Source organism: Nocardia sp. NPDC004654, assembly GCF_040609595.1.
GTDB lineage: Bacteria > Actinomycetota > Actinomycetes > Mycobacteriales > Mycobacteriaceae > Nocardia.
Genome location: NZ_JBEXKI010000013.1, coordinates 123,652 through 146,948, shown reverse-complemented (window position 1 = coordinate 146,948; position 23,297 = coordinate 123,652). Strand labels below are relative to the sequence as shown.

The 23,297-nt window shown below is 70.3% G+C and carries 20 protein-coding genes and 1 pseudogene; 9 read left to right on the top strand and 12 right to left on the bottom strand.

Features of this window, described 5'->3' with window-relative positions; all coding sequences use genetic code 11:
* Positions 1-228 (top strand): annotated as a pseudogene (locus ABZV58_RS34005) (acetyl-coenzyme A synthetase); the annotation flags it as partial.
* 102 nt (positions 229-330) lie between these two features.
* Here ABZV58_RS34005 and ABZV58_RS34000 read toward each other — a convergent pair.
* Positions 331-963, bottom strand: coding sequence for an AAA family ATPase (locus ABZV58_RS34000; protein WP_355004284.1), 633 nt, complete (start codon positions 961-963; stop codon positions 331-333).
* A 160-nt stretch (positions 964-1,123) separates the two neighbouring features.
* Between ABZV58_RS34000 and ABZV58_RS33995 the strand changes: the two genes are divergently transcribed.
* On the top strand, positions 1,124-1,546 hold the full coding sequence (locus ABZV58_RS33995; RefSeq protein WP_355004283.1) for a Rieske (2Fe-2S) protein: 423 nt from the start codon (positions 1,124-1,126) through the stop codon (positions 1,544-1,546).
* 2 nt (positions 1,547-1,548) lie between these two features.
* Here ABZV58_RS33995 and ABZV58_RS33990 read toward each other — a convergent pair whose 3' ends face one another.
* The 3 genes from ABZV58_RS33990 to ABZV58_RS33980 all read right to left on the bottom strand — a co-directional run bounded on the left by ABZV58_RS33990 (position 1,549) and on the right by ABZV58_RS33980 (position 3,793).
* Positions 1,549-2,016 (bottom strand): VOC family protein, encoded by a 468-nt coding sequence (locus ABZV58_RS33990; RefSeq protein WP_355004282.1) that lies wholly within the window; start codon positions 2,014-2,016, stop codon positions 1,549-1,551.
* Positions 2,017-2,135: 119 nt separating this feature from the next.
* A complete protein-coding gene (locus ABZV58_RS33985) occupies positions 2,136-2,858 on the bottom strand; it encodes a hypothetical protein (protein ID WP_355004281.1) in 723 nt (240 codons plus the stop codon).
* Positions 2,846-3,793 (bottom strand): hypothetical protein, encoded by a 948-nt coding sequence (locus ABZV58_RS33980; protein ID WP_355004280.1) that lies wholly within the window; start codon positions 3,791-3,793, stop codon positions 2,846-2,848. Before ABZV58_RS33980 ends, ABZV58_RS33985 begins: the two co-directional genes overlap by 13 nt.
* A gap of 118 nt (positions 3,794-3,911) precedes the next feature.
* Here ABZV58_RS33980 and lspA point away from each other — a divergent pair, with 118 nt between their 5' ends.
* The 3 genes from lspA to ABZV58_RS33965 all read left to right on the top strand — a co-directional run bounded on the left by lspA (position 3,912) and on the right by ABZV58_RS33965 (position 6,293).
* Positions 3,912-4,598, top strand: a complete 687-nt coding sequence (gene lspA / locus ABZV58_RS33975) for a signal peptidase II (protein ID WP_355004279.1) — start codon at positions 3,912-3,914, stop codon at positions 4,596-4,598.
* Positions 4,595-5,521: an RluA family pseudouridine synthase gene (locus ABZV58_RS33970; protein WP_355004278.1), complete on the top strand. Its 927-nt coding sequence runs from the start codon at positions 4,595-4,597 to the stop codon at positions 5,519-5,521. Before lspA ends, ABZV58_RS33970 begins: the two co-directional genes overlap by 4 nt.
* 121 nt (positions 5,522-5,642) lie before the next feature.
* Entirely contained in the window at positions 5,643-6,293 is a 651-nt protein-coding gene (locus ABZV58_RS33965) for a hypothetical protein (protein WP_355004277.1), read from the top strand.
* Positions 6,294-6,378: 85 nt separating this feature from the next.
* Here the strand turns inward: ABZV58_RS33965 and ABZV58_RS33960 are convergent, their stop codons facing one another.
* Positions 6,379-7,035, bottom strand: a complete 657-nt coding sequence (locus ABZV58_RS33960; RefSeq protein ID WP_355004276.1) for a response regulator transcription factor — start codon at positions 7,033-7,035, stop codon at positions 6,379-6,381.
* Entirely contained in the window at positions 7,032-8,279 is a 1,248-nt protein-coding gene (locus tag ABZV58_RS33955; RefSeq protein WP_355004275.1) for a sensor histidine kinase, read from the bottom strand. The genes ABZV58_RS33960 and ABZV58_RS33955 overlap by 4 nt, the downstream gene beginning before the upstream one ends.
* A gap of 133 nt (positions 8,280-8,412) precedes the next feature.
* Here ABZV58_RS33955 and ABZV58_RS33950 point away from each other — a divergent pair, with 133 nt between their 5' ends.
* Positions 8,413-10,473 (top strand): MMPL family transporter, encoded by a 2,061-nt coding sequence (locus ABZV58_RS33950; protein WP_355004274.1) that lies wholly within the window; start codon positions 8,413-8,415, stop codon positions 10,471-10,473.
* 49 nt (positions 10,474-10,522) lie between these two features.
* Here ABZV58_RS33950 and ABZV58_RS33945 read toward each other — a convergent pair whose 3' ends face one another.
* Positions 10,523-11,341, bottom strand: coding sequence for a PhzF family phenazine biosynthesis protein (locus ABZV58_RS33945; RefSeq protein ID WP_355004273.1), 819 nt, complete (start codon positions 11,339-11,341; stop codon positions 10,523-10,525).
* A gap of 79 nt (positions 11,342-11,420) precedes the next feature.
* Entirely contained in the window at positions 11,421-13,844 is a 2,424-nt protein-coding gene (locus ABZV58_RS33940; protein ID WP_355004272.1) for a cation-translocating P-type ATPase, read from the bottom strand.
* Positions 13,845-13,978: 134 nt separating this feature from the next.
* Here ABZV58_RS33940 and rarD point away from each other — a divergent pair, with 134 nt between their 5' ends.
* Both rarD and ABZV58_RS33930 read left to right on the top strand, forming a co-directional pair.
* Positions 13,979-14,899, top strand: a complete 921-nt coding sequence (gene rarD, locus ABZV58_RS33935) for an EamA family transporter RarD (RefSeq protein WP_355004271.1) — start codon at positions 13,979-13,981, stop codon at positions 14,897-14,899.
* Between the two features lie 251 nt (positions 14,900-15,150).
* Complete coding sequence (locus ABZV58_RS33930) at positions 15,151-16,077, top strand: ADP-ribosylglycohydrolase family protein (protein WP_355004270.1); 927 nt, start codon at positions 15,151-15,153, stop codon at positions 16,075-16,077.
* A 154-nt stretch (positions 16,078-16,231) separates the two neighbouring features.
* On the opposite strand, the gene ABZV58_RS33925 is transcribed toward ABZV58_RS33930, so the two are convergent.
* From ABZV58_RS33925 to ABZV58_RS33915, 3 genes are all read right to left on the bottom strand, one after another.
* Positions 16,232-19,495 (bottom strand): arabinosyltransferase domain-containing protein, encoded by a 3,264-nt coding sequence (locus tag ABZV58_RS33925; protein ID WP_355004269.1) that lies wholly within the window; start codon positions 19,493-19,495, stop codon positions 16,232-16,234.
* Between the two features lie 185 nt (positions 19,496-19,680).
* Entirely contained in the window at positions 19,681-20,181 is a 501-nt protein-coding gene (locus ABZV58_RS33920; RefSeq protein WP_355004268.1) for a hypothetical protein, read from the bottom strand.
* A gap of 95 nt (positions 20,182-20,276) precedes the next feature.
* Positions 20,277-21,599 carry a DNA polymerase IV gene (locus tag ABZV58_RS33915; protein ID WP_355004297.1) on the bottom strand — a complete coding sequence of 441 codons (1,323 nt, stop codon included), beginning with the start codon at positions 21,597-21,599 and terminating at the stop codon, positions 20,277-20,279.
* A gap of 276 nt (positions 21,600-21,875) precedes the next feature.
* On the opposite strand from ABZV58_RS33915, the gene ABZV58_RS33910 reads away from it, so the two are divergent.
* Entirely contained in the window at positions 21,876-22,763 is an 888-nt protein-coding gene (locus ABZV58_RS33910; protein ID WP_355004267.1) for a UTP--glucose-1-phosphate uridylyltransferase, read from the top strand.
* 21 nt (positions 22,764-22,784) lie between these two features.
* Here the strand turns inward: ABZV58_RS33910 and ABZV58_RS33905 are convergent, their stop codons facing one another.
* The gene (locus ABZV58_RS33905) at positions 22,785-23,297 is read right to left on the bottom strand and encodes an NlpC/P60 family protein (RefSeq protein WP_355004266.1); all 513 of its coding nucleotides are present in this window, start codon (positions 23,295-23,297) and stop codon (positions 22,785-22,787) included.

Below are 23,297 nucleotides of genomic sequence, written 5' to 3'. Positions count from 1 at the left end.
GCCAAAGACACCGGCCAAGCACTCGTCGACGAACTCAAAGCCGAAGTCGCCCGCGAGATCAGCCCCATCGCCAAACCACGCGAAATCCACGTCGTCCCGGAACTCCCCAAAACCCGCAGCGGCAAAATCATGCGCCGCCTGCTGCGCGACGTCGCCGAAGGCCGCGAACTCGGCGACACCTCCACCCTCGTCGACCCCAAGGTCTTCGAAGCCATCGCCCGCGGCTGACCCGGCGCGCGGGCGGCGTACCCGGTCCGTGAGGGGGATCGGGTCCGCCGCCCTCGCGCCGCCGAAAAGCACTCCGGTGTCGGCAGCGGAATGCGTTGCCGCTCAGTCGAAGCGGATGTGACGGACGCCGACCCAGGCACGGCGGAGGGCTCCGCGTAGCTCGCTGTCGGTATTGGGTCGCAGCGAAAGACCCACCGCCGCACCGATACGGTCGGCGACTTCGGGCACCGTCATTTCGTCGGTCCAGATCTGCGCCGCGAACTCGGGGCCCACCAACCGCTCCAGACACAGGTCCAGCTTGGACACCGCCCAGCTCTCCCGCCACAGCGGAGCGTCGCGTCCGGTGAGCTTCTGCGCGAGATGCCCGAAGCCGCGCTCCCGCAGTCGTCGCAACACCACCTCGCGCTGCGCCAGCAGGGCGAAATGGTGCACCTCGTGGCCCCTTTCGCGCAGCGGGTCGAGAATCTCGGCGAGGTACTTCGGTTCCACCACCGTCATCGGCGCGAACACCGGCCCGCCGTGCCTCGTCAGCGCCAGTTCGAGCACCTCGCGCACACCGTGCCGCCAGCTCGCGAAATCCTGGAAGTCGGCGCGCAAGTCCGGCGGCGCCATCCGGTGCAGCCCGAAACCGACGTGTTCTGGATCGCAGAGCACCGCACCCGGCACCCGCCGCGCCAGCTCGTGCGCCGTCTGCGTCTTTCCGCCACCGAACGGACCGTTGATCCAAACCAGCATCTCGCCAGCGTAGGCGTCGCTGCCGAATCGGTCTCCGAGGTGCTCGGCTGTGAACCCCGCGGCAGCTGAACCGTTGCGGCTCCTGGGACGTGGTAGGTGAGGACGTCGGTTCGGGCGGGATCGGCTCGGCACCGGCGCGGCTGAGTTCGAGGAGATCCGCATGAAAAGCACCAGGGACGACAACGATTCGCTACTCGACCGCCGCACCGTGGTAGTCGGAGCCGGAGTGCTGGCCGCCACCGCGCTCGCGGCGTGCGGCGCCTCCGGGAACGACACGGCAGCGTCCGCGGCGCGGTCCGGTGGCCCGACGGTTCTGGTCAAGACCGCCGACGTTCCCGTCGGCGGCGGCGTGATCGCGGGTGACACGGTGGTCACCCAGCCGAGCGCGGGCGTCTTCGTCGGTTTGGACAGCACCTGCACGCACGCGGGCTGCCGAGTCGGCGAGGTGACCGGCGGCACCGTCAACTGTCTCTGTCACGGCAGCAAGTTCGGCCTGGACGGCTCCGTCGTCGCCGGACCGGCCCAGCGCCCGCTGACATCCAAAGTTGTTCGGGTGGAGGGTGATTCGGTCGTCTCTGGATGACTTCAGTCGTCGCCGAACATCTCCGCCATGCGCCGGTCCATCTCCTCCGGGGAGATGTCCTCCACGTGCGTGGCCACCGTCCAACGGTGTCCCCACGGGTCTTCGAACGCACCGCTGCGGTCACCGTAGAACTGGGTGGTCATCGGCGTCAGTTCCCTGGCGCCGCCCGCGATGGCGGCCGCGAAGGACGCGTCGGCGTCCTCGACGTAGACGTAGATGTTGACGGGCGTGCCGCCGACCGTCTTGGGGTCGAGGAATTCCATGTCCGGCGCCGGGTCGCCGAGCATGATGACCGAATCGCCGAGCGTGAGTTCGCAGTGCGCGATCTTGCCGTCAGGGCGTGGCATACGCATCCGCTCCGCGGCGCCGAACACCTGCTTGTAGAAATCGATCGCGGCCGCGGCGCCGTCGATCGCCAGGCCCGGCGATACCGCCGGATATCCGTCGGGGACGGGTTTCACATCGGACATTGGGGGACCTCCGATCGAGGCGTTGTCTCGGATAGGGCGAGCCTATTCCCGAGAGCCCGCCGAAATCGCCCGATCGGCCGAAAGATCTATCGAATCCAGCCCGGAGCTACGCGCGGTGCTCACGGTCCGGCGACACCGCGCAACCTGTCCACCTGATCGGCCGTCAGCTCGGTCAGCGCCGCGGGCTCCACCGAGTCCGGTGCGGTAATGGTGACCTGCGCCAATACCGAACCCACCTGAACGATCGAGACGACCGAGACCAGGGTGAACCCGGCGCTGGAGGTCCGCAGCTGGAATGCCGTCGAGGCGTCACCGACGGCCGGTTGTTCCAGACCGCCGAGCCGGTATTCGATCGACGTCCCGTCCGCGTCGTTGCCGGAATAATGGGTGCATTCGCGCAATGTCCGCTGCACCGAAGAAAAGGCGTCCGCCAATTTCTCCGGCGCATAACTCGCGGCATCGATATCGATACTGGAGAAGCTCGGACCGTTGTAGGCGACGGTATTCCAGGTCAGCGGTTCGGTGCCCTGCTCGGCCAGCGGCAGCAGCACCTGAGCGCACCGGGCGGGGCGCGTCTCGGCCGTGGGTCCGGCGGTCTGGGCCTGTCCCGGCGACCGGGAATCGAGCACCGGCGTCATGCCGGGCAGGTCGGCGGGACCGAGCAGGCGGCGGGCCAGCTCGTCCGGATCGATCAGCGGCGGACCCGGCACCGCAGCCGCCGCGACCGCGGGACCGAGCGGCGGCAGGTCGGGAGCGGACGGTTGCTCCTGCTCCGATCCGCAGCCCGCGATCACCGCCGCACTCGTCACCGCGAGCAGCAGGCCGCGTGTCACTCCGCCCACGAGACCTGCGTGGTGATGGTCTGCTGCAACATGCTCGCGCTGCGCGGATCACGGTAGGCCTGATGACCGCCGACGGTGATGGAGCCCGCCACCGGCAGCGGCAAGCCCAAGTCGACGGTGATGGTCCCGGTGCCCTGCATTACGTAGTCCTCGATGTCGAGGGTGCCCGCGTTGTTGGGCAGCGACCACTTCGCGGACTTCGGGGTCTGCGTCACGTTCAGCTGGATGGTCAGCCGGTCGCCGTCGCGCTCGGTCAGCGTCGCGGTGGTGACCTGGTCGAGCGTCACGCCGCCGGTCACCTCTTGGTGCACGGTCCACACCGCGCCCTCGCCCACCGGCTCGTCGGGGAACATGATCGAGCGATAGACGGCCTGGTAGAACGCTTGCTCCAGCGCGGCGCGCGCGGCGTTGGAGGTGTCCGGTGACGGGGCGAGCCGCAGCGCGGTGATGGCGCCGTCGTCGCTGAAATCGAAGCCGGCGTGCGAGCCGTCGGCGGCGGTGAGCGCCTTGTTCAACAGCGGGTCGGGCGTGGATACCGCGCCGATGACGAGGTCGACGCCCTCGGCGCTGGTCTCGGCGGTCATCGGGATGGTCAGCGCGGGCGTGGAGAAGTCGCGCCTGGGCTGGTCGTTGATCTGCTGCTCGATGCGGTGATCGGTGCGCAGGGTCACCCGCTGGTCGGTGCCGACGACGAAATGCGGCCGCAGCACGTCGCGCGGCTCGGCGCCGGGCGAGAGGAGCGTCGCCGCCGCGGCCGAGATCGGCACGGTCACTTCCTTGGGCATGCCCAGCGGCTCGGTCCCTTCGGTGGCCGCGGGCGCCTCGGTGTCGTCGCCGCAGGCGACGCCGAAGGCGGAAAGCCCGACCGCGAGCACGACGAGCAACACACTCGAGCGCGCGAACCGGGGCAGGTGAGAAGAAGACAACACCGTCACGAGCAACACGATACGACCGCTTCCTGAGTGTCAGCTGGGACATTCGCCTTGCGTGCCGCCGGGCGCGTTGCGAACACGCCGCGAGGAGGCGCGGCGCGGCGCGCGCGGTGCTCGAGAGATGATGATCGGCGTGAGTGACGACCGGCCGCCCGAGGACAACACCGCCGACACGGTGCGAAAGACGACCCCGCCGCTACGGTTGCGGACCCTGCTGATCATCGCCGCGGTGCTGTTCGGCCTCGATCTGCTCACCAAGACGATCGCGGTGGCCAAGCTCCGGCCGGGCGAGCCGGTGTATCTGATCGGCGATTTCGCGCGGTTCACTCTGGTGCGCAATCCCGGCGCCGCGTTCTCCATGGCCACTGGCATGACCTGGCTGCTGACACTGGTCGCCGCGGCCGTGGTGATCGGCGTGATCCGCATCGGGCGCACGCTGCGCTCGCTGTGGTGGGCGATCGGGCTCGGCATGGTGCTCGGCGGCGCGCTGGGCAACCTGGTCGACCGGCTCTTCCGCGCCCCGGGACCGTTGCAGGGCCACGTCGTCGACTTCGTCGCGATCGGCTGGTGGCCGGTGTTCAACGTGGCGGACTCGGCGATCGTCTGCGGCGCGATCCTGCTCGTGGTGCTGACCGTGTTCGGCTTCGAGCCCGATGGCACCCGGACCGGCCACGACGCGGACGAGGAGGAGGCCGCGACGGCACGACCCGAACCGCTCGCGGAGGCCGAACCCGAGAAGGACGAGCCGAAGAAAGCTGAGCCGAACAAAGACACGCCGGGCGGCGCCGAAGAGGAGAACGCGGCATGAGAGAGACCAGAACCATGCCCGTCCCCGACGGGCTCGACGGCATGCGGGTCGACGCGGGCCTCTCCCGCCTGCTCGGGTTGTCGCGCACCGCGGTGGCCGCGCTCACCGCCGAGGGCTCGGTGCAGCTGGACGGCGTGCCCGCGGGCAAGTCCGACCGGCTCGTCGCGGGCGCCTGGCTGGAGGTCGAATTCCCCGAGCCCAAGAGGGAACTCACCATCGAGGCCGCGCCGGTGGAGGGCATGAAGATCCTCTACGCCGACGACGACATCGTCGCGGTGGACAAGCCGGTCGGCGTCGCGGCGCACACCGGCGTCGGCTGGACGGGCCCGACCGTGGTCGGCGGGCTGGCGGCGGCCGGATACCGGATCTCCACCTCCGGCGCGCACGAGCGCCAGGGCATCGTGCACCGGCTCGACGTCGGCACCTCCGGTGTGATGGTGGTCGCCCAGTCCGAGCACGCCTACACCGTCCTCAAGCGGGCGTTCAAGCAGCGCACCGTCGACAAGCGCTATCACGCGCTGGTGCAGGGACATCCCGATCCGAGCAGCGGCACCATCGACGCGCCCATCGGCCGGGCCCGCGGCAACGACTGGAAGTTCGCGGTCACCGCCGACGGACGGCCGAGCGTCACCCACTACGACACCGTCGAGGCGTTCCAGGCGGCCAGCCTGCTGGACATCCACCTGGAGACCGGGCGCACCCACCAGATTCGCGTGCACTTCTCGGCGATCCGGCACCCATGCTGCGGTGATCTCACCTACGGCGCCGACCCGCGCCTCGCCGAACGCCTCGGTCTGCAACGGCAGTGGTTGCACGCCCGCTCGCTCGGCTTCGCCCATCCCGCCGACGGGCGCTGGATCGAGATCACCAGTGAGTACCCGGACGATCTGAAGAACGCGCTGGACGTCCTGCGCAATGCGTGAGCGCTCGGAGTCCGGTGCGGAGCGTCGCGAAGGTGGCGTTGCCGGCGGATCCGAGAGCCCGGCAACGAACCACCCGCGCGCTGCAGGATTCCGCGGACCACGCGCTCGGGTGCTGCGGGCCGTGCTCGCTGGAATCCTCGCGGTCGCCGTCATCGGTTTCATGGCCGTGCTCGGTGCGCTGAATCCGCCGCGCGAGCTCGGCGTCGGCACCGATCGGCTCGGCCCGGACCGCGCCGAGCCGGTCGCCGACTACCTTGTCAGAGCGCGCGATTCGCTCTCCGGTTCCGATACCGAGCAGCACTGGGCGCTGGTCTCGTTCACCGAACCGATCGCGCCGCAGGCGATTCCGGCGCACAGCGGCGGTCTGCGGATCGGCCAAGTGCTGCATCGTGTTCCGATATCGCGCGTGCAGACGCCACTGGTCGCGGTACAGGTGCCCGCGGGCGACGCGGTCGCCGTGGCTTCCGCCGACGCGGCCGCGTGGCAGCTGCTCGCCCAACTGGAGCAAACCGGGCCGATCGACGAGCGCTACACGCGGGTCATGACGGTCGCCATCTCCCGCCTGCGGGCCGGATGCGCCTGCACCGTCGGCCTCGTCGTCCGCGGGACCCTCCCGGAGCTGCGAAACCTGGCCGCCGCCAACGGCATCCGCGCGGTCGAAGCCCTGCCCGCCGACGCCGTGGCGGGCCACTTCGCGGTGAACCCGTTGCTGTCGGAGCACACCGAGACCGTCGTCCCCGGACCGGACGACGCCCCGGTCCCCGACAAATGACCGAGATTCAGCGCCGGGTTGTTCGTGGCGACGGGCTGCACACCGAGTGCGCGCATCTGGTCGAGCTTGTGCACCGCAGAGGTTCTCAGGTGGCGGGCGTGACGAGTCCCGCCTCGTAGGCTGCGATGACGAGCTGGACGCGGTCGCGGGCGAGCAGTTTCGCCAGGATCCGACTGACGTGGGTCTTCACCGTCAGCGGGCTGAGCACGAGGGTCTCGGCGATCTCGGCGTTGGTCAGACCGCGCGCGACGAGGACGAGCACGTCGAGCTCGCGGTCGGTGAGCGTGCCGAGCGTCGGGCGCGGCGCTGGATCCGGCGCGGACCTGACCCGCGCGATGACGGCGGCGGTCGCGCTCGGCGACAGCAGCGCCTCCCCGGCCGCCACCGTGCGGATCGCGTCCAGCAGCGCGGCGGGCTTGGTGTCCTTGATGAGGAACCCGCTCGCACCCGCTCGCAGGGCGGCGAGCACGTTGTCGTCGGTGTCGTAGGTGGTGAGCACCAGCACCCGGACGCCCGCGAGGTTCTCGTCCGCGGCGATGGACGTGGTCGCGGCGATGCCGTCCAGATCCGGCATGCGGATGTCCATCACGACCACGTCGGCCCGTTCGGCACGAGCCAACGCCACCGCCTCGCGCCCGGTCGCCGCCTCCCCCACCACCGTCATATCGGGCGCGGACGCGACCAACAGCGCGAACGCCCCGCGCACCAGCGCCTGGTCATCAGCCAGCAGCACCCGGATCACGAAGCGACTCCGCTGGTCTCGCTCCGATCGATGCCGCTCGCCCATTCCCGCGCGCCGTCCCGTCGCGCGTCGGCGGCCGAGGCCAACGAAGCATCCACCGCCCCAACCTCTTCCGGCACTCCCGGAATCGGCAGCGCGGCGATCACGGCGAACCCCGCGGCCGTGCCGAGCGTCCGGAGCGAACCGCCGACGGCCTCCGCTCGCTCGACCATGCCGCGAATGCCGAAACCCGGTGCACCGTCGGAAGTTCCGTGACCGTCGTCGGTGACGCGCACGATCAGCCGATCGGCCTGGTAGTCGAGCAGCACTGACGCGCGGGTGGCCCGCGAGTGCTTGGCGACGTTGGTGAGCGCCTCCTGCACGATCCGGTAGGCGACCATCTCGACGGTCGGCGCGAGCGCACGCACCTCGCCCAGCGTCTCGAACTCCACCATCACACCCGCCGCCTCGGCCGGTTCGGCCAGCGCGGACAGTTGCGCCAGCGCGGGCAGCGGGCCGCGGGGCTCCCCGCCCGGGGTACGCAACACGCCGACGGTCGCGGCCAATTCGGCGCGCGCGTCGGCACACGCGTCCCCGATGGTGTCCAGGGCGGCGACGACGGTGGCTCGTTCGGCCCGTCCTTCGGTGAGCAGGTGCGCGGCCACCCCGGCCTGCACCTGGATCACGGTGATGGTGTGGGCGAGCAGATCGTGCAGATCCCTGGCGATGCGCAGCCGTTCCTCCGCCACCTGCCTGCGCGCCTCGGCATCGCGCGAGCGTTCGGCGCGTTCGGCCCGGTCCAGTGCCTCGGCGATGTAGGCGCGGTGGAGCCGCACGGCCTCGCCCGCCACGCAGGCCAGCACGATCCAGCCGACGGCGCCGAACGCTTGCAGCGCCGTGTTCTCGTTTTCGGTGCGCGACAGCAGGATTCCACCGAGGCCGAACACGAGGACCACCGCGATCACCAGTGCCGTGCGCGCCCGATTGCCGTACCTGGCCACCGTGTAGAGCGCGACGATGGTCGCGGGCACGACGGCCTCGTGCGGAAATTCGTTGGCGTGGTACGGAATCACCAGCACCAGATGCGCGAACAACACCCCGAGCGGCCAGGTTCGGCGCGCCACCAGCACCGCTGTCGACAACGTGAGCAGCACCGCACCGAAGGCGTCCAGTGGCCGCGGACCCGCCAGCGGCCCCGCGGCGATCAGCTCGACGACCACCAGCGCACCGGCCAGCGCACCGTCGGCCACCCACCGTCTGTTCATCCCGCCATTCTCCGGCAGCCGACCGCTCCCGGCGTACTCCGCGCGGCGTATCTCCAACAGCCTTCCGGGGGCGGACGCTTTCGATCCGCCTTCCCGCGACGCTGCTTGGCATGTCCGAAACGAGGAGACAGTGATGGGGATGAAGAGCAGGGCGTGGTTGCTCATCGGCCTGTGGATCGCGGTGCTCGCCGCGTCGACACCGTGGGCGAGCGGGTTGGACGATGTGAAATCCGATCGGGAGATCGACTATCTTCCCGCCTCGGCACAGTCGACGATGGCGGCCGAACTGGAGACCACCCTGCCCGGCGGCACCGAGAATGTGTTCCTGGTGGTGTACCACCGCGCGAACGGCGTCACAGCGGCCGACCGAGCCACCGCCGCCGCGCACTACGCCGCACTGCGCTCGAAGTACGGCGTGCTGGGCGGACCCGAGCGGCCACTGTCTTCCGACGACGGTGCGGCGCTGCTGTTTCCGGTCGCGGTCGGCGAATCACACGGTGAGTCGGCGGAATACATCGAGGAGTTCCGCGCGACGGTCGCCGAGCATCCCGGCGGACTCACCGTCCAGGTCGCCGGACCCGGTGCGCTGCAAGCGGATTTCGAGGGCGCGTTCGAGGGCATCGATGAGCGACTGCTCCTGGTGACCGCCCTCGTGGTCACCGTGATCCTGCTGCTGACCTACCGCAGCCCGCTGCTGTGGCTGGTGCCGCTGGCCGCCGTCGCGGGGGCGAACGTGCTGTCCATGGCGGCGGTCTACGGGCTGGCCAAGGCATTCGACGTCACCGTCAACGATCAGAGCGCCGCGGTGCTCACCATTCTGGTGTTCGGCGTCGGCACCGATTACGCGCTGTTGATCGTCGCGCGCTACCGCGAGGAACTGCACCGCCGCATCGAGGTGGGCGAGGCGATGGTGGCGGCGCTGCGGCGCTCGGTGCCCGCGATCGCGGCCTCCGCCGCCACCGTCAGCCTCGGGCTGCTGTGCCTGCTGGCCGCCGACATGAACAACGCCGCGGGCATGGGTCCGGTGGGCGCGGCGGGCATCGTGTGCACGCTCGCGGTGATGGTGACACTGTTCCCGGCCCTGCTGGTGGTGTGCGGACGGTGGATCTTCTGGCCTCGGGTGCCCCGAGTGCGGACCGAAACGACCACGGCCCGAACGATGTGGGACCGGATCGGTGCGGCCATCGCCCGCAAGCCGGTGCTCTCCGCGCTCGCCTCGGTCGCGGTGCTGGCACTGCTGAGCCTCGGCCTGCTCGGCAACACCGACTCGCTGGGCCGGGCCGAACAGTTCGTGAATACACCGGAATCCGTCCAGGGGCAGTCGCTGATCGCCGCGCACTTCCCGGACCGCGCGGGCACGCCGCTGCTGATCCTCGCGCCCAACGGCGTTCGCGACGCGGCGATGTCGGCGGTCGCGGCGGATCCCGGCATCGGCGCGGTCGAAGCGGGACGGTCCGGGCTGACCGCGGGCGAGATCGTCGCGATCCCGCGCGACCCGGCCGATTCCACCGCCGAATACGCGACCATCGAGCGGTTGCGCGACACCCTCGGCGAGGTCGCGCCCGGCACGGTGGTCGGCGGCCCCAGCGCGGCGAACCGTGACATCGCGACGGCGTCGGCGCGCGACCGGTGGGTGGTGATTCCGCTGGTGCTGCTCGTGGTCACCGCGGTCCTCGGGCTGCTGTTGCGGTCGCTCGCTGCGCCCATCGGACTGGTGCTCACCGTGGTGCTGTCGTTCGGATCCGCGCTCGGCGCAAGCGTTTTCGCCTTCGAGCACCTCTTCGGCTTCGACGGCCTGGATTCCGGCCTCATCCTGCTGGCGTTTCTCTTCCTGGTCGCCCTCGGCGTGGACTACAACATCTTCCTCGTGAGCAGGGCGAGGGAAGAGTCGGTGCGGCACGGCACCAGGCAGGGCATCCTGCGCAGCCTCTCGGTCACCGGCGGCGTGATCACCTCCGCGGGCATCGTGCTGGCCGCCACCTTCGCGGTGCTGGTGACCCTGCCGCTGGTCTCGCTGGCCCAGCTCGGGTTCGCGGTGGCCTTCGGCGTCCTGCTGGACACCGTGCTGGTTCGATCGGTCCTGGTTCCCGCGCTCACGCTGATCGCGGGAGACCGGGTGTGGTGGCCGTCCCGGATGTCGCGACCCCTCGTCTCGTCCGCGTCTGTCGAACCGGAGACGGTGGCGGCACGGTAGAACACGAAGGCGGCTGGCTCTCGTTTCGACGAGAGCCAGCCGGATGTGGTCAATCGGGCAGCGTGACCACGCCGTCGAGGTAGCGGCGGCAGCGACCGAGCAGCAGAACCCGATCGTCGACCAGCGCGCAGCGCAGCGCGCCGCCGCGGCGGGACAGCTGACGGGCCGTCAGTTCGGTGCGCCCGAACTCGGCGGCCCACAGCGGAACCAGTTGGGCGTGCGCCGATCCGGTGACCGGATCCTCCGGCACGCCGAGACCGGGCGCGAAAACCCGTGAGACGAAATCGACTTCCGCGCCTCGGGCGGTGAGAACAGCCGCGCGCGGCAGCGGCGGAAAGGCGCTCAGCAGCGGACGTGCCCGGCGCACTTCGTATTCCGAGGCGAGGACGACGACCTCGTCGGTGCCGGAGAAGGCGCGCACCGGCGTCACCCCCAACGCCGCGACCAGCGCCGGGTCGGGCTCCACCTCGACGGACGCGACCGTCGGCAGATCGAGGATGTACTCGTCGTCGTCGGTGCGGTCGACGTGCAGCCAGCCGCTCCTGGTGAAGAAGCTCACCCGGTCGGCGCCGGGATGCATGTCCTCCAAGACCTGGGCCGCGGCGGCCAGGGTGGCGTGCCCGCACATGTCGACCTCCGCCGCCGGCGTGAACCAGCGCAGGTGGAACACCGGATGATCCACGGGCGGGCCGACCGCCTCCGGAGGTAACTGCGAGGTATAGAAGGCGGTTTCGGCGAGGTTGTTCTCCTCGGCCAGATTTTGCAGCAGCTCATCCGGCAACCACGACGTCAGCGGCATCACGGCCGCCGGATTGCCCGAGAACGGTGCGTCGGCGAACGCGTCGATCTGGTGCAGCAGTACCTCCATATTCGGAGAAGGTACTCCAACCCCGAATGACCGCTTCGCACAAGGCTTCTCGCGCCGAAACCGGGCAGGTGGGCGAGGTTTACGCGCTGCCGCCCGGCGTGGCCGGGATGAGCCTGCGCTGCTCACCGTGCAGCGCGGCACTGATCCACCAGATCGCCTCCACCAACACGATGCCGATGGCGCCGCAGACGAACGCCGAGGTCGTGAGCGCCACGTTGGAGGGGTCGAGCTTGAAGAACTCGCGGGTGAACGGCACCGTGAACAGCACGACGTAGGCCGCCATGGACGCCGCGATCAGCACCACCTTCCACCACACGTACGGCCGGGCGACGATGGCCAGCACCCACACCGCGATCATGATCAGCGTGATGAGCGCGGTGGTGCCCGCCTGCTCCTTCTGTGTCTCGCTGGCTTCCGGTCCCGCGTAGGCGATGAGGTACGCCACGAACGTCGCGACGCCGATCACCACGCCGGACGGAATCGCCAAACGCATGACGCGCGAGACGAATCCGGTGCGCGCGCGCTCGTTGTTCGGGGCGAGCGAGAGGATGAATGCCGGAATGCCGATGGTGAACCAGGCGGCGATGGTGACGTGACGCGGCAGGAACGGATAGCCGATCGGCTCGTAGCCGAAGATCTGCGAGCCGACGCCGGCCAGACCGATCAAGAACGCGAGCAGCACCGAGTACACGGTCTTGGTGAGGAACAGATTCGAGACGCGCTCGATGTTGCCGATCACCCGGCGGCCCTCGCCGACGACGTAGGGCAGCGTCGCGAACTTGTTGTCCAGCAACACGATCTGCGCCACCGCGCGGGTCGCCGGGCTGCCCGCGCCCATCGCGACGCCGATGTCGGAATCCTTCAGCGCCAGTACGTCGTTCACGCCGTCGCCGGTCATCGCGACGGTGTGACCGCGCGACTGGAGCGCACCGACCATGGCGCGCTTCTGATCCGGGCGGACCCGGCCGAAGGTGGTCTCGTGCTCGAGCACGTCGGCCAGTTGCTCACGGTCCTCGGGTAACCGGCGCGCGTCGACGGCGTGATCACCGCCGGGCAGGTCGAGCGAGGAGGCCACCGCGCCCACCGAGACGGCGTTGTCGCCGGAGATCACCTTGATCGACACGTCTTGGCTGGCGAAGTAATCGAGCGTGTCGCGCGCATCGGGCCGGATCTTCTGCTCGAGCACGACGAGCGCCGCGGGCCGCACCGCACCCGGCGCGTCGGGCGAGTCCACGGGACGGTCGCTCTGTGCGAGCAGCAGAATGCGCAGACCCGAGGAGCCGAGTTCCTCGGCCGTGCGCGCCTCCTCCGAGCCCGGGTCCAGCAGCACGTCGGGCGCGCCGAGCAGCCAGTCGCCGTGCTCGCCGTAAGAGAAGCCGCTCCACTTCTTGGCCGAGGAGAACGGCGCGACCGCGGTGTACTGCCAGCCGGGCCGATCGGTCAGCTCCTCGGCGATGGCCTGCACGCTGGCGTTGGGGCGCGGGTCGTCGCCCGCCATCGCGGCCAGCGCCTTGCGCACCTCGCCATCGTCGAACCCGTCGATGATCTTGATGTCGGACAGCCGCATGCCGTTCTCGGTCAGCGTGCCGGTCTTGTCCGCGCACACCACGTCCACGCGGGCCAGGCCCTCGATCGCGGGCAGCTCCTGGACGAGGCACTGGCGACGGCCGAGCCGCACCACACCCACCGCGAACGCGATGGAGGTCATCAGCACCAGGCCCTCGGGCACCATCGGCACCAGCGCGGCCACCATGCCCGTCACCGCGGGACGCCAGCTCTCGCCACTGGAGAACAGCTGGTTGTAGATGCTGAGCAGACCGGCGGGGATCAACAGGTAGGTGATGAACTTCAGGATCTTGTCGATGCCGCTGCGCAACTCGGAGTGCACCAGGGTGAACTTGCTCGCCTCCTCGGCCAGCTTCGCGGCGTAGGCGTCGCGGCCGACCTTGGTGGCGCGGTAGGCGCCGGAGCCGGACACCACGTAGCTGCCGGACATCACCTCCGCGCCGATGGCTTTGTCGATCGGGTCGGCCTCGCCGGTGAGCAGCGACTCGTCGATCTCCAGCAGCGCGGACTCCTCGACCACGCCGTCCACCACGATCTGGTCGCCGGGACCCAGCTCGATCAGGTCGTCGAGCACCACGTCCTTCGGCGCGACCTCGTGCGCGACGCCGTCGCGGCGCACTGTCGGCCTGGCCTGGCTGACGATGGCCAGCTGGTCCAGCGTCCGCTTCGCCCGGATCTCCTGGATGATGCCGACCGCGCTGTTGGCCACGATCAGCAGACCGAACATGCCGTCGATGATCGAACCGGTCGACAGCACCAGGATGAACAGCACACCGAGGATGGCGTTGATCCTGGTGAAGACATTGGCGCGGACGATGTCGCGTACCGAGCGGCTGGCCCGGTCCGGCACGTCGTTGGTGAGCCCGTCGCGGCGACGCTGCTCGACCTCCGCCGTGGTGAGTCCGGTGGCGCCCGATGCCTGAACGGTTATCGACATGGTCGTCAGCGTAGTAGGCGGACTTCCGCATCGGCTTCGGCCGTGCGCGGGGCTGTGGACAACTCCAGACCATCCACAGCCCGCCGCACCGTTAATTCATCCCATGAACAACGCTCGCCCACTAACCTGGCACGGTGCGGCGAATCAGATCCATCCCCGGTGTTGCCTTCGGCACCAGTGCCTATCTGATCTGGGGTTTGTTCGCCGCGTTCTTCGGTCTGCTGGCGTTCGCGAGCCCGGTGGAGGTGCTCGCGCAGCGGATCCTGTGGACGCTCGTGGTGGTGCTCGCCGTGCTGGTCGTCACCGGACGGCTGCGCGAGATGGCGAGCATCGACGCGCGGACCTGGCGGTTGGCCGCGCTCGCCTCGGCGGCGATCTCGATCAACTGGGGCGTCTACGTCTACGGCGTCACCTCCGGGCACGTGGTGGAGTGCGCGCTCGGATACTTCGTCAACCCGCTGGTGACCGTCGGCTTCGGCGTGATCATCTTCCGCGAGCGGCTGCGGCGGGCGCAGTGGGCCGCGCTCGGGCTCGGCGCGGCGGCGGTCGCGGTGCTCACCGTCGACTACGGCAGGCCGCCGGTGATCGCCCTCGCCCTCGCCTGCTCGTTCGCGCTGTACGGGCTGGTGAAGAAGGTCATACCGCTCGACGCGCTGCGCGGCATCGCGGCCGAGGGCATCGTCGCCGCGCCGTTCGCCCTCGCGTTCGTCCTCGTACTGCTGTTCACCGGCCGCAGCGAGTTCACCTCCGGCGCGGGACACGCCGCGCTGCTGATGTCGACCGGGCCGGTCACGCTGGTGCCGCTGCTGCTGTTCGCCATCGCCGCGCAACGAGTTCCACTGTCCACCATGGGTTTGCTGCAATACCTCACCCCGGCGCTCCAGATGGCCTGGGGCGTCGCCGTCGTGCACGAACCGATGCCCGCGTCCCGCTGGGCCGGATTCGCGCTCATCTGGGCGGCGCTGGCGATCTTCACCGCCGACGCGCTGCTGCGCGCCCGGCTCGGTCGCCGCACACCGGCTCCGGTGTCACCCGCCGAAACGCCCGCCCCCTGAGTGCGGCGCCACCCCGCCGCCCCCGCCACTGCCCTTCGTGAGGAGGCATTCGAGTGCGCGTCTCGACCGCCATCGGGCGGGCACATGCAGGCAGAGCACGACCGCCGTGCACCGAACCGGCCGCCCTGACCGGACTTTCGTCGTATCGGCACAGAGAACGCGGCCGACGCTTGTCCGATTCGACAGCGGGCCCGCACGCGGCAACCCGATACATTTGCCGCGATCGACGCGGGACCGGAAAGGTTTTCACGATGCTGGACGACGGGCGACTCGACAGGGCGGCGGGTGTGCTGCTCGGCACCGCGGCGGGCGACGCGCTCGGCGCCGGATACGAGTTCACCCGGCCGGGACCGGAGCAGGAGATCGACATGATCGGCGGCGGGGCCTGCCGCTGGGAGCCCGGCGAATGGACCGACGACACCGCGATGGCCGTGGCGATCGCCCAAGCCGCCGCGGACGGGCCTGGACTCGAACTCGACGCGGTGGCAGCGGGTTTCGTGCGGTGGTACGACTCCGACCCGAAAGACATCGGCGTCCAGACCAACCGGGTGCTCGCCGCGCGACCGGCCTCGGCGCGAGCCATGCATCAGCAGGCCATGTCGTTGGACGGGCTGACCGGCGGGAACGGTTCGCTGATGCGCACCGCGCCGATCGCGCTGTCCTACCTGGACGACGCCGCGGGGTGCGTGCGGATGGCGGGCGCGGTCGGCCTGCTCACCCATCACGATCAGCAGGCCGTCGAGGCGTGCAAGATCTGGACCTACGCAGTCCGCCACGCGGTGCTGACCGCGACCCTCGACGGCGTCCGCGAGTACGTCGCCGCCACCGACAGCGCCGACTACTGGAACCGGCTGCTCGACCAGGCCGAAAACGGCGCGCCCGCGCACTTTCCGAACAACGGCTGGGTCGTGCACGCGCTACAGACCGCCTGGTGGGCGATCACCACCGCCGACGCCTCCGGCCCCGAACATCTCCCGCTGGCGCTCGAACTCTGCGTCCGCGCGGGCGGCGACACCGACACCACGGCCGCCATCGCGGGCGGGCTGCTCGGCGCCCGCTGGGGCGCCTCCGCCGTCCCCGTCCGCTGGCGCACCAAGCTGCACGGCTATCCCGGCCTGACCGGCGAGGACCTGGTCGCCCTCGCCACACGTATCGTCACGGCGAACAGCAACGCCTGAGACGCCGGATACCCGTCGCTGCCAACAAATCCCTGGTGAATCGGCAACGGCTGCGACTTTGACAGTTCCGGGCGGCGCGCCCCGAGCGGGCCGACCCCGAGGCGCGGACCACGGTCCGCGCCGACCTAACTCTCGTGGGACGCGCCGGTCGAGCTCAGTAGTTCGTATTGATCGGCCCCGGACTCCACAGCCCGGAGTGATCGCGCTGGGTGATCGCGGGTTCGGCCGGAACGGCGCTGTCATCGATCCGCGTGAACAGCTGGAGATCACCCCAGTCGCGGTCCCAGTCCTCGTTCAGATATGTGGCCAATGACCGTGCGCGCAACAGCATTCCGGTCCAGCCGAGCGGACCGCCGCCGTCGTGGCTCTGCCACAGGTTGGTGACGGCGGCCCCGGAGCGGTCGGGCAGGATGCGATAGCCGGGGACCTCGGCGATGCCGCCTCGATGATCGAACGGCCGCTGATTCGGGAATTGCAGCCCGACCATCCAGTCCACCAGGGCGGGCGTCGTGCCGACCACTTCGTTCAGCGTCTTGGTCTTCGGCACCCGCGGCGGCGTCACGGCCAGCCACTGCTTCGGATTGCGATCGCGGTCGACGGCGACCAGACGGATGACGTCGGCCTGCGCCGGAATGTCGGCGAACGGCACCCGCAGGTTGCGCCAGGACGGCGCAGGTCCGATGTCGATCGGGACGACCCGGCCCATCGGCTGCGCGGTGGACGCGGAATCCGTTGCGCCGTACTCGATCTGCAACGACTGGCCGGGCGTCACCACACCGTCTGCGTCCACCGACCAGATGCGGCCCGCGACGCTCAGCGCGATGATCCCGGCGCGGTCGCCCGGATCGGGCAGCCGGTACCAGCCGGTGGTCAGCTCGGCCGGGCCCGCGTCACCGGAACGGTAGCTGCCGAGCACCGGGACCCGGGCCGGGTCCAGGCCGAAAGGCAATGCGGCGGTAGCGGTTCCGGCTTCGTCCTCCGACGAGGACTTGGTGGCGAGCGCGTCGGCGATGCTGCCCGTCGAACTGCTGCCCTCGTCGTCCGGCCGCAGGTCCTCGGCCACTCCGCCCGGCGTGAACCCGGTCGCGTTGCCCGCGAGCGTGCTCTGCGCGTCGCCGGTGAGCGGCGCGAGCATGCCCTCGTTCGGATCGGTCTCGACCAGGACGTGACCGGCGAGCCCGTACGGCTTGCCGGTCACCGCTTCGATGTTCGAACGCGCCAGCGAGAACGACTGGCCCTGCGCCACCGCCGCTTTGGCGAAGGACCCGATGTCCCACACCACCAGCAGCGCGAGCGCGATGGTCAACGGAGGAAGCAGCGACACCCGCCACCCGAACCGCGAAACCCGCTGCGGGGTACCGGGTTCCGGGGCGTGCACATGCCACCAGGCGGCCACCGCCAGCAGCGCGACCGCGGCCACCCGGAACAGGTCGTTCAGCATCAGACCGGCCACCGACGGCGGCTTGTCCCACCACGGCATGCCGTACGCGGAGACGTACCACCAGCCGTTGGGCCCGGAGAACACCAGCGCGAGCAGGAACGCGATCAGCGCGGCGAACAGCGCGCGGTTGCGCGGCGACCGCAGCACCTTGGGGCCGACCGCCATCGCGGTCAGCACCGCCACACAGCCCGCGACACCGGCGAACACGCCGAAGTGGTGGGTCCATTTGGTCGGCGTGACCATGATCAGCAACAGGGCGCCCGCCGTCGTCCCGAGGATGCGCCGCGACGGGCCCGCGGCGGTCAGCGGAATCCGCCCGCCCTTGCGCAACAGCACGGCGACACACACCACGATGCCGATCAGCATGGCCAGAATGCCGATCCGGCGACCGACCGAACCGTCGACCTCGCCCTGGAACAGGTACTGGTAGCGCAGATATTCCTGGAACCACGGCACGTCGGGACCGATGTCGTGGTGCACCCGCTGCATCTCCAAGGCGGCGGACAGCGGCTGGTCGGCGAACGCGATCGCCAGCACGAGCGCACCGGCCGCGCCGAGCGGTGCGAGCAGTGTCAGGTAACCGAGTACGCGCTGCCGCACGGTGCCCGAGCCGACCTTGTCCATCACGATCCTGGCGACCGGACGCAGGCCGGACAGCAGCGCGGCGATACAGATGAGGCCGGACGGACCCGCGGTGACGGTGAACGCCGCGACCAGAACCGCGAGCGCGGCGGGCAGCAACCGCCGGGTGGCGATCGCGCGCTCGACCGAACACCAGGTGAGCAGCAGCCCCAGCGCGACGGGCGGTTCGGGACGCAGGCCGTTGTCGTAGGGCAGCCAGACCGCGAGGAAGCCGAGCGCGCCGGTCCACAGCGCGATCTTGTCGTGCCGCACCGCCACGCCCAAGCGCGGCACCACCTCGCGGCTCAGCAACAGCCACAGCAGCACACCGCAGGCCAGCGCGGGCAGGCGCACCCACGGGCTGGCGGTCGTCACCTCGGCCATGATCCGGATCAGGTCGTAATACGGTGTGCCGATCGGGTTCTCGGGGACGCCGAAGTAGGCGAAGTAGTTGGACATGTAGCCCGCCGCACCGGACGTGCGGGCCATGCCGAACTGGTAGCCGTCGTCGGAGGTGGTGGCGCCGATGAAGTGCCAGAGCACCAGCACGCCGAGCACCACGCCGTCCAGCACCGAGAACGTCCACCAGCGCTGCGGCAGCAGGCGGCGGGTTCGCCTGCCGTCCTCGCGGTCGATCCGATAGAGGGCGACCAGCGCGACGATCGTGGCCAGCACGGCGAGCCAGATGGCGGCCCGTTTGACGGGAGTCGGGCTGGAGGTGAAGCGGGTGTCCAGGGCCGCGGTGACGGTCGCGCCGTCGGCGGCGGCCAGGTCGCTGTAGATGCCGACGAGCTGGGGGCGGAAATCGCCGTCGAGCGTCACCGGGAAGCCGGGGGCGGTGAATCCCGGCATGGTCGCCGTCGCCCGGGTGGTGTCGGCGTGCACGGCGAGTTCGCACCCGGCGGGCAGCTGATCGACCGGCGTGCTGAGCAGCGCTTGGTTACGCAGGATGACGTCGAGCCGGGCCGGTGCGTCGGCGGTGGGCGTGGTCACCCGTGCGAGAAAGCCGTAGCGCTCGCGGTCCGGCGCGCCGTCTGGCGCGGTGGCGGCGAGGGTGCCGCCGTTGACGGCCAGCTGGCCGATGGCCGCGCACGGCAGGGTGGCGTCGAAGGTCGACGGCGCGTAGGCCACCAGCGGCGCCTCCACGCTGCGCGCCGAACCAGCCTGCGGCCAGGACAGCGTCGCCTCGTCCACCCGGATCGGGAGCAAGGGCACCGCCACCGCGCACAGCGCGCCGATCAACGCCGCGATCAAAGCGACGGGCCGCGCCCATCCCCCGCTCGTATTCCGCTGTGCCGTCCCGGGTCTGGGATCCTCGACGGACGGCTGCCCCGCCCACACCATAGTGTCAGCCACGAGGCCAGATAGTAACGATCGAAACTGAGAGCGAAACCCGAAGCCTGTTCCGAGCGCGGTTCCACGGGCGAATCAGGCGGCTGATCTGCGGATTCTCGCCCACGCATCACTTCGGCGGACCGACTCGGCCGCCGCGAAGCGGGATCGTCGCGGCCCGGATTCGGGCCGGGCCGCGACACCGCGGATCAGGCGCAGGCGGCCGACTGCTGGCCGAGCGCGGTCAGCATCTGGCAGGCCCACGCCTTCTGGACCTTCCACTTGCCGTCCTCGGCGACGAACGGCACGTCGGCGATGTTCTCCTGGCCGTTCAGCACGATCTTGGCCTTGGCGTTGATGGTGTCGCCGAACGCGGTCACCTCGGTCACCTCGACGGTGGCGCCGGTCGCCTTGTAGGCCTCGGACAGCCGGGCGGGCAGCTCGGGATCGGCCTCGGCGCCCTGAATCATCGCCAGCTTCTCCTCGTTCGGCACCGCCGGGTCGAGCGCCTTCTGCAGCTGCGTGTTCAGCTCCGCCGCGGTGGGCACCGCGGGCAGGTTCGCTTGAGCGGTGGTCGCCTTGGCGCTGGTCGTCGTCTTGGCCGTCTTGGCGGTGTCGCTCGAATCGTCGCCGCCGCAGGCGGTCAGGCCCAGGGTGGCAACGATGGCGAGGCCAGCGATCGCGATGCGTCCAGTCGTACGAAGCTTCAACTGCTCGTCCTTTGCGTTCGAGGAGGGGTCCGTGTCGTAACCGCGGCAGCGTCCACCAAGAACCGGCGGCACCGCCCGAGGCATCAGGCTACCGGTCAGTCGAGACTGCCGAGCGGATCCGCCCGGGACAGACTGATGTCGTCGGCGCTGAAGGTACGCGCCGGGCCCGGCCCTGTCGAACTGGTCTCGAAGCGCACGGTGACCACGCCGTGCCCCGCTCCCTGCACCCACCCGTGTCCGTAATCCGGGTGCGCCACATCCATTCCCGGGTACCAGAGGCGCGCGGACGGACTCGGCTCGGCGGCGGGCGGCGCTGGCTCGCTCGGTTCCCATTCGGGATCGAGCGTGTCGTCGACCGGGCTCTGATCCAGTTCCGGGAAGAGCGATTCCTGCCGCACCGTGGACAGCCCGCCGAAGCCGACGCCGACCAGGCGGATCGGGCCGAGCTCGGCGGGATCGATCGCCGACCGCTGGGCGGCGGTGGTCAGCGTGGCCAGGTCGGTGGTGGCGTAGGGCAGGGTGAACGAGCGCGTCACCACGCTCATATCCGACTTCCGTAGTTTCAGCACCACGGTGCGCGCGGCCCGGCCGTCCTTGCCGAGCCTGGCGTGCGCGGCCGCGGCCATGGTCTCGATCGCGGGTCGCAGCTGGGCCAAGGTGACGATGTCGGTCTCGTAGGTGTTCTCGGCGCTGATCTGCTTGGCCTCGGCGCGCTCGGCGACCGGCCGGTCGTCGATGCCGCGGGCCAGCCGGTGCAGCGCCGCCCCGACGCTGCCGCCGAGCAAGGACACCACCTCCGATTCGGGCAGCGCGGCGAAGGCGCCGACCGTCTCGATGCCGAGCGAACGCAGCCTGCCCTCGGCGACCGGGCCGATCCCCCACAGCTTGCGCACCGGCAGCCCGGCGAGCAGTGCCTGCTGCTCGTCGGGCGCGACCACCCGGATGCCGTCGGGTTTGGCCAGGCCGGAGGCGATCTTGGCGAGCTGCTTGCCGCTGCCCGCGCCGACCGAGGCGACCAGACCGGTGCGTTCGCGCACCAGCGCGCGCAACTCCGCGCAGAAGTCGTAGACCCGCTCCGCGTCGGCGCCCGCCAGCTCCTCCGGTTCGCCGAACGCCTCGTCGAACGAGAGCGTCTCCAGCACCGGGATGCGGCTGCGCAGCGCCTCGAACACCCGCCCGCTGACCACCCCGTAGACCGCCCCGCGGGGCGGCACCACCACGGCCGTGACCCCGACCAGGCGCTTGGCCTGGTGCATCGGCATCGCGGAACGCGCGCCGAAGACCCGCGCCTCGTAGCTGGCCCCCGCGACGACGCCGCGTCCCCCGGTGCCGCCGACGAGCACCGGTCGGCCGCGAAGCGTCGGGCGAGTCAGCTGCTCGACCGAGGCGAAGAACGCGTCCATATCTATGTGCAGCACCCAGCGCTTGGAGGTGCGGCCGACCGCCGCCTTCTCCGTCGCCCGATCCGTCCGCACGACCGGAATCTACGCCAACCCACCGACATGTTCGCCGCCGCGGCGGCTGGGTGTTGCCTGATCGATTGCTGCGGATCTGCGGAGCGTCCCGGCAGCCGCCGACACCGCGATCCAGCAGCCTTGACCTGGGCCGATACCTCGCGCGCCAGGTTTTTCGACACGGCAACGAACGACGGGGATCGCGCCTTGCCCGCCGGTTCGTATGTGATGATCGGACCCATGAAGATCCGTAAGGCAGTCATCCCGGCGGCCGGTATCGGCTCCCGGTTGCTCCCGCTGACCAAGGCCATCCCGAAAGAGATGCTGCCGGTCGGCGACAAGCCGGTCATCGAGCACACCGTCCGCGAGCTGGTCGCCTCCGGCATCACCGACATCACCATCGTGGTCAGCGGCGGAAAGTCGTTGATCCAGGACCACTTCCGCCCCAATCCGGCCCTCGTCGCGCAGTTGCGCGCGGACGGAAAGACCGCCTACGCCGACGCCGTCGAGGAGGTCGGGGAACTGTCCCGCCTCGGCCACATCACCTATCTCGACCAGCACGGCCCCTACGGCAACGGCACCCCGGTGCTCAACGCCGCGCGCAACGCCGGTGACGAGCCGATGCTCGTGCTCTGGCCCGACGACGTGTTCGTGGCCGAGGTGCCGCGCGCACAGCAGCTCATCGACGCCTACGAGGCCACCGCGGCGCCGGTGCTCGCGCTGATGCCGATGAACCCGGCCGAGTCCAAGCGCTACGGCGTCCCGGTCGTCGCCGACGATCAGGGCAACGGCCTGCTGCGCATCACCGGCCTCATGGAGAAGCCCAAGCCCGAAGACGCGCCCTCGGCCTACGCCGCCATCGGCGGCTACGTGGTGACCCCGGGCATCGTCGACGAGCTGCGCAGGCAGACCGCGGCCTGGTACGAGCACCGCACCGGCGAGGTCTACCTGACCGACGCCATCAACGTGCACGCCGCGGAGAATCCGGTGTTCGGTCAGGTGATTCGCGGCCGCTGGTACGACACCGGCAATCCCGGCGACTACCTGGTCGCCCAGTTCGCCTCGGCGCTGGCGCATCCGGAGTACGGTCCGCTGCTTCGCGGTCTGGCCACCGACCACCTCGCCTGAACCGCAACGGTTTTCGCGCCGTCAGAACCGGCGGACGGCGTAGATGGTGAACTTCCGGAGCGGCGCGAGGCCGACCGGGACGCCGCGACCGTAGGCGTTGAAGATCTGCCCGAAGCCGGCGTAGATGCCGACGTGCGAGCCGTCGTCGTTCAGCACGACGACGTCGCCCGGCGCCATCGCGCGGACCGGCACGGCGGTGCCCGCCGTCGCCTGCTGCCAGGTCGTCCTCGGCATGTCGACGCCGACCTGCCGGAACGCCCACTGGACGAGCCCGGAGCAGTCCCAGCCGTGCGGGCCGGTGCCGCCCCATACATAGGGCTTACCGGTCTGGGTCGTGGCGATGGCCAGCGCGGCGAGGCCCCGTGGACTGGGCAGCGGCAGACCCGCCGAGGCGCTCGAACCTCCGGAGCCCGAACCGGCCGCCGAAACGGGGCCGCTGCCGGTGTCGGACCACGCGGGTCCGGCGAGCAGCAGGGTGACGATCGCGGTGACGACAAGGCCGGCGAATATCCGGCACAACGATTTTCTGATCAC

Excerpts from the sequence above, each read along its gene's own strand:
- ABZV58_RS34000 (WP_355004284.1), bottom strand. The coding sequence starts at position 963 with ATGCTGGTTTGGATCAACGGTCCGTTCGGTGGCGGAAAGACGCAGACG.
- ABZV58_RS33995 (WP_355004283.1), top strand. The coding sequence starts at position 1,124 with ATGAAAAGCACCAGGGACGACAACGATTCGCTACTCGACCGCCGCACC.
- ABZV58_RS33990 (WP_355004282.1), bottom strand. The coding sequence starts at position 2,016 with ATGTCCGATGTGAAACCCGTCCCCGACGGATATCCGGCGGTATCGCCG.
- lspA (WP_355004279.1), top strand. The coding sequence starts at position 3,912 with ATGATGATCGGCGTGAGTGACGACCGGCCGCCCGAGGACAACACCGCC.
- ABZV58_RS33970 (WP_355004278.1), top strand. The coding sequence starts at position 4,595 with ATGAGAGAGACCAGAACCATGCCCGTCCCCGACGGGCTCGACGGCATG.
- ABZV58_RS33955 (WP_355004275.1), bottom strand. The coding sequence starts at position 8,279 with ATGAACAGACGGTGGGTGGCCGACGGTGCGCTGGCCGGTGCGCTGGTG.
- ABZV58_RS33950 (WP_355004274.1), top strand. The coding sequence starts at position 8,413 with ATGGGGATGAAGAGCAGGGCGTGGTTGCTCATCGGCCTGTGGATCGCG.
- ABZV58_RS33945 (WP_355004273.1), bottom strand. The coding sequence starts at position 11,341 with ATGGAGGTACTGCTGCACCAGATCGACGCGTTCGCCGACGCACCGTTC.
- ABZV58_RS33940 (WP_355004272.1), bottom strand. The coding sequence starts at position 13,844 with ATGTCGATAACCGTTCAGGCATCGGGCGCCACCGGACTCACCACGGCG.
- ABZV58_RS33930 (WP_355004270.1), top strand. The coding sequence starts at position 15,151 with ATGCTGGACGACGGGCGACTCGACAGGGCGGCGGGTGTGCTGCTCGGC.
- ABZV58_RS33910 (WP_355004267.1), top strand. The coding sequence starts at position 21,876 with ATGAAGATCCGTAAGGCAGTCATCCCGGCGGCCGGTATCGGCTCCCGG.